Consider the following 6,541-nt stretch of genomic DNA (forward strand, 5'->3'; position numbering starts at 1 on the left):
AGTTTTGACTGAGCAGGACGCAGAATGGAGGCGCGGGGAGGCTGTTTTCCCCGTGGCGTAATTCGGAGTACTGCTCTAGTTCGGTTGCTCTGGCCGCGCCTGCACACGACCTGTACGTGAGCGGCTGGGTGTCCCGGCACAGCGCCCAGCTCAGCGTGGAGGTGGACGCCGACGACCCGGTGCGCCACACGCCGGAAACCAGCTTTGCCGCCGTGACGGTTCTGCGCAACCTGTCGCGGACCGCGCCCCAGGGCTCAGGCGACGTCAGGGCGCGCTGCCAGGCCGGGCCGCAGGTCCAACTCGTGACCACCGACCACCGGGCTCAGGCCCACTGTACCCTGAACACACCGCTGGAAGGCACTTTGCAGATCAGTCTGGGCAGATCAGTCTGGGCAGGTCAGTCTGGACAGCGGCGAGAGCGTGGTCCCCGATCTGACGCCGCTGCCGGATTCGCCCATAACCGTCATCAGCGACCTCGACGACACGGTGCTCATCACCGGTGTGTCGCAGGGCCGAGCTCTGCGCACCTTCCTGAACGCCACCGTCGCCAACCGGGCCGCCTTCGCCGACATCGCCCCGCTGTACCGCACATTCACGGCGCGGGGCTGGCCCCCATCGTGTATCTGTCGAACAGCCCCACCGGCCTGACCGACTTTCTGAGGGCGGTACTCGCGGCGCGGGGACTGAGTGCCGGGCCGCTGCTGCTGCGCCCGCTGGACATTGGGGCGCTGCGCAGTCCCCAGGCCCACAAACGCGCCGCCCGCGAGGCCCTGGCCCGCGACCTGCCCGGCCAGTTTTTGTTGATCGGCGATACCGGCGAGAACGATCCGGAGATCTACGCCGCCTTTGCCAGAGCCCATCCGGGCCGGGTGGCGGGCATCGCCCTGCGTGACGTGGCGGGAGTGAAACGGGTCGCCACCGTCGCCGCGTTGACGGCGAATCTGGGCGTGCGCGTGGTCATCAGCCCAGGTGCGGCGGCCTTCGAGTCAATCTTGCCCTGACGGTGTTTGAAGCGCCTTCCGGATCAGCCGAATCTGGCCCCGGTGACTTACCTCGTCTTCCATGACGTGAAACCAGGCCCAGTGCTGGTTGGCGTACCCGAAATACGGCACGCTCAGGCGCGAGGCCAGCCAGGCGTCGTCTTTCTGGGCCAGCGTTGATAACGTTTCGGCGCGGGCGGCAGCCAGCTCACTGAGATGCCGCTCCAGGCTGAGGCCCGTGACGCGCTCGCCCGCCTCGCCGAAGGTCATGGCGCCGACGTAGGGCGCGTATTCAGGCAGCAGCGGCTCCATCGGGTCCACACCGCCGAAGCTCAGGTGCTGGTAGATGCGGTCCGTGGCGGCGATGTGCGCGAGCAGCATGCCAGCCGAATTGGTAAAACCGGGCGGCCTGGCGTCCAGTTCACTCACGCTCAGCCCCTCCACCGCCTGCAAGGTGGTGTGGCGGGCGTACTTCAGCATGTCGACGAGCAGCCCGATCTGCGGCGTATAGGGCGGCTCGGCCTCGATGCGGCACAGGCGCTCCCCTTGAGCTTGGGTGAGAGTCATGGTCAGAGTTTAGCGGGCCAACAAGCCTAGAGCAGTACTCCGAATTACGCCACGGGGAAAACAGCCTCCCCGCGCCTCCATTCTGCGTCCTGCTCAGTCAAAACTACTCGCTCCGCTCGGTCATAAAAAGGGTCTTTTTATGACATCTGCTCTTGCGGGCCAACAAAAAGAGCAGCGGCGAAGGTCGTTGCTCTGCCTCTTTCGACGTTCTACCTACTCGGCCAGCACGGCCTCTTCCACCGGCTTGGCGACGACCACGGCCTCCTTGATAGTGCCTGCCTTGATGGCCGCCGTGACCTTCTCGCGCAGCTCTTTTTGCAGCTCCGGGCGCTCGGTGACGTAGGCGATGGCCTTTTCCTTGCCCTGGCCGATGCGGTCTTCATTGTAGCTGTAGAAGCTGCCCGACTTTTTCACGATGTCCATGTCGGCGGCCAGCGTCACGAGGTCGCTGATCTGATCGAAACCCTTGCCGAAGGTGATGACCAGCTCGACTTCCTTGAACGGCGGCGCAATCTTATTCTTGACCGTCTTGATCTTGATGGTGGCGCCCACCGCGTCGTTGCCCACCTTGAGCGGCTGGCCGATGCGGCGCACGTCGAGGCGCACCGAGGCGTAGAACTTCAGCGCCCGCCCGCCGGTGGTGGTCTCCGGGTTGCCGTACATCACACCGATCTTCTCGCGGACCTGGTTGATGAAAATCGCGGCGGTGCCGGTTTTGGACAGGATGGCCGTCAGCTTGCGCAGGGCCTGCGACATCAGCCGGGCCTGGAGGCCGGGCAGCGAATCGCCCATGTCGCCCTCGATCTCGGCGCGGGGGGTCAGGGCCGCCACCGAGTCGACCACCACCACGTCCACGGCGCCGCTGCGCACCAGCAACTCCATGATCTCCAGGGCCTGCTCGCCGTTGTCGGGCTGCGAGACCAGCAGGTCGTCGGTGTTGACGCCCAGGGCGCGGGCGTACACCGGGTCCAGGGCGTGCTCGGCGTCGATGAAGGCCGCCGTGCCGCCCGCTATCTGCGCCTGGGCGATGATCGCCAGCGCCAGCGTGGTCTTGCCGCCCGCCTCCGGGCCGTAGATTTCGGTCACGCGGCCACGCGGAATGCCGCCGATGCCCAGCGCCAGGTCCAGGCTCAGGCTACCGGTGCTGATGGCCTGCACGTCGAGCTTGGTGTCGGCGCCCAGGCGCATGATGCTGCCCTTGCCGAACTGCTTTTCGATCTGGCTCATGGCCATGTCGATGGCCTTGGCGCGTTCCTTGTCGTTGTTGGGCGCGGCGGTGGTTTCTTTGGGGTTGTCTTTGCTCATAAGGTGTCCTCCGGGGACAGGCTGATCTGGATGGTGTCCGGTTGATCTTGGCTGGCCTGATCCTAATTGGTAGAAATTATTGGTACGGATTCAGTACTGGACATAATAGTACCACGAAACCGGAACGACGCCAGGTTCTCGTAAACCGGTCCCGTCTTCTGGAGATGGCTGCGGTAGAGCGTCAGCGTGGGCGCCTCCCAGACGGTCTCGAAGGTGATCGGTGGCACGCGGGGGGCCGGTCCCTTTTTACGCGCCAGGGTGATGTGGGCCTTGAACGCCTGGTTGTCCGTCTCGGCGCCGAGTTCGGCTATTGCGAAGCGCAGCCGCTCGGCCAGCGTACTGAGCCCGTCGCCTTCTAGCGCGTTGCTTTTAACCCCCATGCTCTTAGCGCCCACACTCTCAACCCGGACGAACCAGACGCGGGGGCTGCCCTCATTCGGGTGGTAACCGGTGCCGCGCAGCCGAATGGTGATCGGTGCCGTCTCCAGCGAGAGCTGCTCGCCCAGCGCCCTAAAGTCGGAGAGCCGCGCCGGGTCGGTGCTGGGCAGGTACGCCAGGGTGATGTGAAGCTGATCCGGCTGCACCGCCCGCCAGTTGCCGCGCAGTTCTTTCTGGGCCACGGCCAGCGCGTCGGCCACGGGGGTCGGAAGATGCAGCGCGTAAAACAGTCGGGGCCGCGCCTCGTGGGCGCCCTGGTCACCCTGGTCGAAGCTGGGGGCGGGTTTGGAGTTGCCGGATTTGGAGTTGCCTGATCTGGATATGTCTGATCTGGAGGGGTCGGCAGGGCGTTTGGGTCGGTCCCGTCCTGCCTTGCTCTGCGCCGACGGTGCGGCGTCCGACGTCGCCCGGTTTGAGGGCGCCCGGTCTGATCGGTCTGTGGCTGGGCGGTCCCGGTCTGAACGGTCCCGGTCTGAACGCTCCGGTCTACCCCGACGTCCTGACTCGCTGCGTCCTGGCGGTTTGCCCTGGCTCCTGTCCGGTCCTGACGGCGCTGAGGTGTTCCGCCCGGCATCCGTTTCGTCCAGGTACTCAGTCCTCACCCGTTTCGGCGCCGGTTTGCCGCTGTGCGAACGGATTTTGCTCAGCTCACTTTTGACCGAGGCCGCCTTGCTCGTTTTGGCAGTGCTCATTTTGCTAGTGCTCGTTTTGCTAGTGCTCGTTTTGGTAGTGCTCATTCTGGTGTTGTCCAGCTTGAGCTTGCCGTCCCTGCGCGGCCCGGTCACGCGCTCACCCCATTCCAGCTCGTCAATGTTCGGAAGGCCAGGGTCAGTGCCGTGCTGGCGGCCCGTTCCCGAATCTGCCCAGCGTCGCCCGGCCAGTTCATGACGGCTGTCTGTTCCCGATCGCGGCTGACCAGCGCCACCGCCATCTGCCCCTGAGTGGCGCCCTCCAGGCTGGCGCACACGCTCAGGCCCACCTCGGCGCCGAAGCGTTCGCGTGCGCCGTGTGCCAGCTCCAGCGCGGCCTGGATACTGACCACTCCGGCCTCGCTGAGCGTCAAAGGTGTCAGGCCCAGCGTCAGCAGGGTCGCGTGATCCTCCGAGATGGCCGCGCCGCGCAGCAGGGGAGAGCCCGCGAACTGAAGCGCCAGCGTGCCCCCGCTGCCCGCCTCGACGACGGCGAAGCTGCGCCCGCTGAGCAGCCCGGTGACGGTGCTCGCCAGGGTCGCCGCCGCGTCGCCCGGCCCCTCCTCGGCCCAGATGAAGCCCTCCAGCACGCCGCGTACCCGCGCTATCACCGGCCCGGCCAGCGCCTGTGCGGTCTCCAGACTGCCTGCGCTGGCCGCCACGCGCACGTCGGTGCCACTTTTGCGGGCGTAGGTCGCCACGCTGGGGTTCGCCACCTGCGTCAGCTCGCCCAGCCGGGTGGCCACGTCGCTCTCGCCGATGCCGCAGGTGTGCAGCGTCACGGCGTAGAACGCCTGCTGGGGCAAGTTCAGGCGCGGCAGCAACTGCTCAAGGAACATCCGGTGCATCTCGCGGGGCGGCCCCGGCAGGGCGGCGAGCTGCTTTCCGGCGAACTGGTGGCCTGCGGGCAGCGTCACGAACCAGCCGGGCGCGGTGCCGTTGGGGTTGGGCAGCGCCGCCGCCGAGGGAATCAGCCAGGCCTGCTTGCGGTTGATCGGCGCCATGACCCGGCCCCGCGAGGTGAACAGCCCCTCCAGCCAGGCCAGCAGCGCCGGGTCTTCGGTGGGCGTCTCTGCGGCCACGGCACTGATGGCCTCGCGGGTCAGGTCGTCGTCGGTGGGGCCCAAGCCGCCGCCCAGAATCAGCAGGTCGGCCCGGCCCAGCGCCTCACGGATCATGCTGGACAGGCGAGAGAGGTTGTCGCCCACCGTCGCCTTACGCTGCAAGGTCACGCCCCGCACGCCCAGCTCACGCGCCACGAAGGCGGCGTTGGTATCCACGATCTCGCCCAGCAACAGCTCGGTGCCCACGCTGAGAATCTCGGCGGTGAGGGTGGTGCTCAAGAGGACTGCCCCGGTTGGGTGGCGGTGTCGGTCAACAGAGTGTTGGTCAACAGGATGGTCAACAGGGTAGACATCCTTCCAGCATAGGGAAGTGGGGAGTGGGATGTGGGATGTGGGCTTGGTCGTTTCCTGTACGACGCTGCCCCGGACGGTCTGGAAGGCCAGATTGCCCAATTTCAGCTCCCTGCCGCAGCGACCAGAACAACAGCCAGAACAACAGAACGTGGCCCCAGGGGCCTTGACCCACAACCCACGACCCACGACCCACAACCCACAACCCACAACCAAAAAAAGGGCGGCCACTGCGGCTCGCCCCTATCTTGTGCCCTGTTCAGCCCGCCTTATTCAGCCCCAGTCCCCAGGTCTGCCGCTCGCGCTCGGCCACGCGGCGGTGCAGCGCCAGAATCGCCTCGTTGCCCTGGACCCGGCCACCCTCCAGCGCGGCGGCGGTGGCCGCGTCGAGGTACGACAACCGGCGCAGCTCGTCGGTCAGCAGGCCGTCGCGGGTGTGCCTGACCCCGCGCTCCTGGCGCAACGTGGCGCTGTCCTTGCCCAGCACGCTGCGGTTACTGACGCTACCGAGCTGCCCGAAAATCTGCCCCTGGCCGCCGTGACGGGCGGCGGCGCTCATCAGGGTGCGGCGGGCGTCCTGGGACTCCAGGCGGGCGTGCAGCCAGCTCATGGCCTGGGGGTCACTGCTGCGCTCGGCGATGTCGGCGGCCAGGCGGATATCGCCGGTCAGGGCGCGGGCGAAGGTGTCGTGCATGCGGCGCTGGACCCGGCGGGCCTGGGTGGTGTCGGTGCGGGCGGCCAGGCCCACGAACTCGGCCACGCTGAGGGTCGGTTCGGGTCCGGCGCCGAAGTCGCGCAGCTCACGCCCCAGCTTATGCTGATGCTCGAAGGCGGCCCAGTGCGGGTTTTCCCAGTCGAGCCGTGCCCACTCGGCGGCGGCGCTCAGGCCCAGCGCGGTGAGTGCCGAGCTGGCGTGCAGGCGGGTGTCACTGCTCAGCGGCAGCCGGAGACTGCCGATCTGGAGGGTGGGAGCAACAGTCATCATGTCGGCTTTCATGGAAGTATTGTAGCATGATTCTGCTCAGAACATAATTTATGAGGCCAGATGGATGGACGCTCAAGGTGAGGTTTTGCGCTGCTGGGCGGGCGAGCAGTCTGCATGTCGCGCCGCGCCGGGTGGGATGCTCTATACTGCGCCGCGCAGGTT

The 6,541-nt window shown here is 66.8% G+C and carries 6 protein-coding genes; 1 reads left to right on the forward strand and 5 read right to left on the reverse strand.

The features are described from left to right. Positions 1–128 precede the first annotated feature (128 nt). Positions 129–1,001, forward strand: a complete 873-nt coding sequence (locus Q0R23_RS14630) for an App1 family protein (RefSeq protein WP_293914127.1) — start codon at positions 129–131, stop codon at positions 999–1,001. Here Q0R23_RS14630 and Q0R23_RS14635 read toward each other — a convergent pair. The 5 genes from Q0R23_RS14635 to ddrC all read right to left on the reverse strand — a co-directional run bounded on the left by Q0R23_RS14635 (position 987) and on the right by ddrC (position 6,391). After that, the gene (locus Q0R23_RS14635; RefSeq protein WP_293914128.1) at positions 987–1,547 is read right to left on the reverse strand and encodes a DinB family protein; all 561 of its coding nucleotides are present in this window, start codon (positions 1,545–1,547) and stop codon (positions 987–989) included. The two genes, Q0R23_RS14630 and Q0R23_RS14635, sit on opposite strands and share 15 nt — an antisense overlap. A 213-nt stretch (positions 1,548–1,760) precedes the next feature. Beyond that, complete coding sequence (recA, locus tag Q0R23_RS14640; RefSeq protein ID WP_293914130.1) at positions 1,761–2,852, reverse strand: recombinase RecA; 1,092 nt, start codon at positions 2,850–2,852, stop codon at positions 1,761–1,763. A 62-nt stretch (positions 2,853–2,914) separates the two neighbouring features. Then, the gene (thpR, locus tag Q0R23_RS14645; protein WP_293914132.1) at positions 2,915–3,982 is read right to left on the reverse strand and encodes an RNA 2',3'-cyclic phosphodiesterase; all 1,068 of its coding nucleotides are present in this window, start codon (positions 3,980–3,982) and stop codon (positions 2,915–2,917) included. 89 nt (positions 3,983–4,071) lie between these two features. After that, a complete protein-coding gene (locus tag Q0R23_RS14650; RefSeq protein ID WP_293914134.1) occupies positions 4,072–5,322 on the reverse strand; it encodes a CinA family nicotinamide mononucleotide deamidase-related protein in 1,251 nt (416 codons plus the stop codon). Between the two features lie 331 nt (positions 5,323–5,653). Next, a complete protein-coding gene (gene ddrC, locus Q0R23_RS14655) occupies positions 5,654–6,391 on the reverse strand; it encodes a DNA damage response protein DdrC (RefSeq protein WP_293914136.1) in 738 nt (245 codons plus the stop codon). Between the last annotated feature and the right edge of the window lie 150 nt (positions 6,392–6,541).

This window comes from Deinococcus sp., assembly GCF_025362455.1.
In the GTDB taxonomy this organism is placed as follows: domain Bacteria; phylum Deinococcota; class Deinococci; order Deinococcales; family Deinococcaceae; genus Deinococcus.

Excerpts from the sequence above, each read along its gene's own strand:
- ddrC (WP_293914136.1), bottom strand. The coding sequence starts at position 6,391 with ATGAAAGCCGACATGATGACTGTTGCTCCCACCCTCCAGATCGGCAGT.
- thpR (WP_293914132.1), bottom strand. The coding sequence starts at position 3,982 with ATGAGCACTGCCAAAACGAGCAAGGCGGCCTCGGTCAAAAGTGAGCTG.
- recA (WP_293914130.1), bottom strand. The coding sequence starts at position 2,852 with ATGAGCAAAGACAACCCCAAAGAAACCACCGCCGCGCCCAACAACGAC.
- Q0R23_RS14635 (WP_293914128.1), bottom strand. The coding sequence starts at position 1,547 with ATGACTCTCACCCAAGCTCAAGGGGAGCGCCTGTGCCGCATCGAGGCC.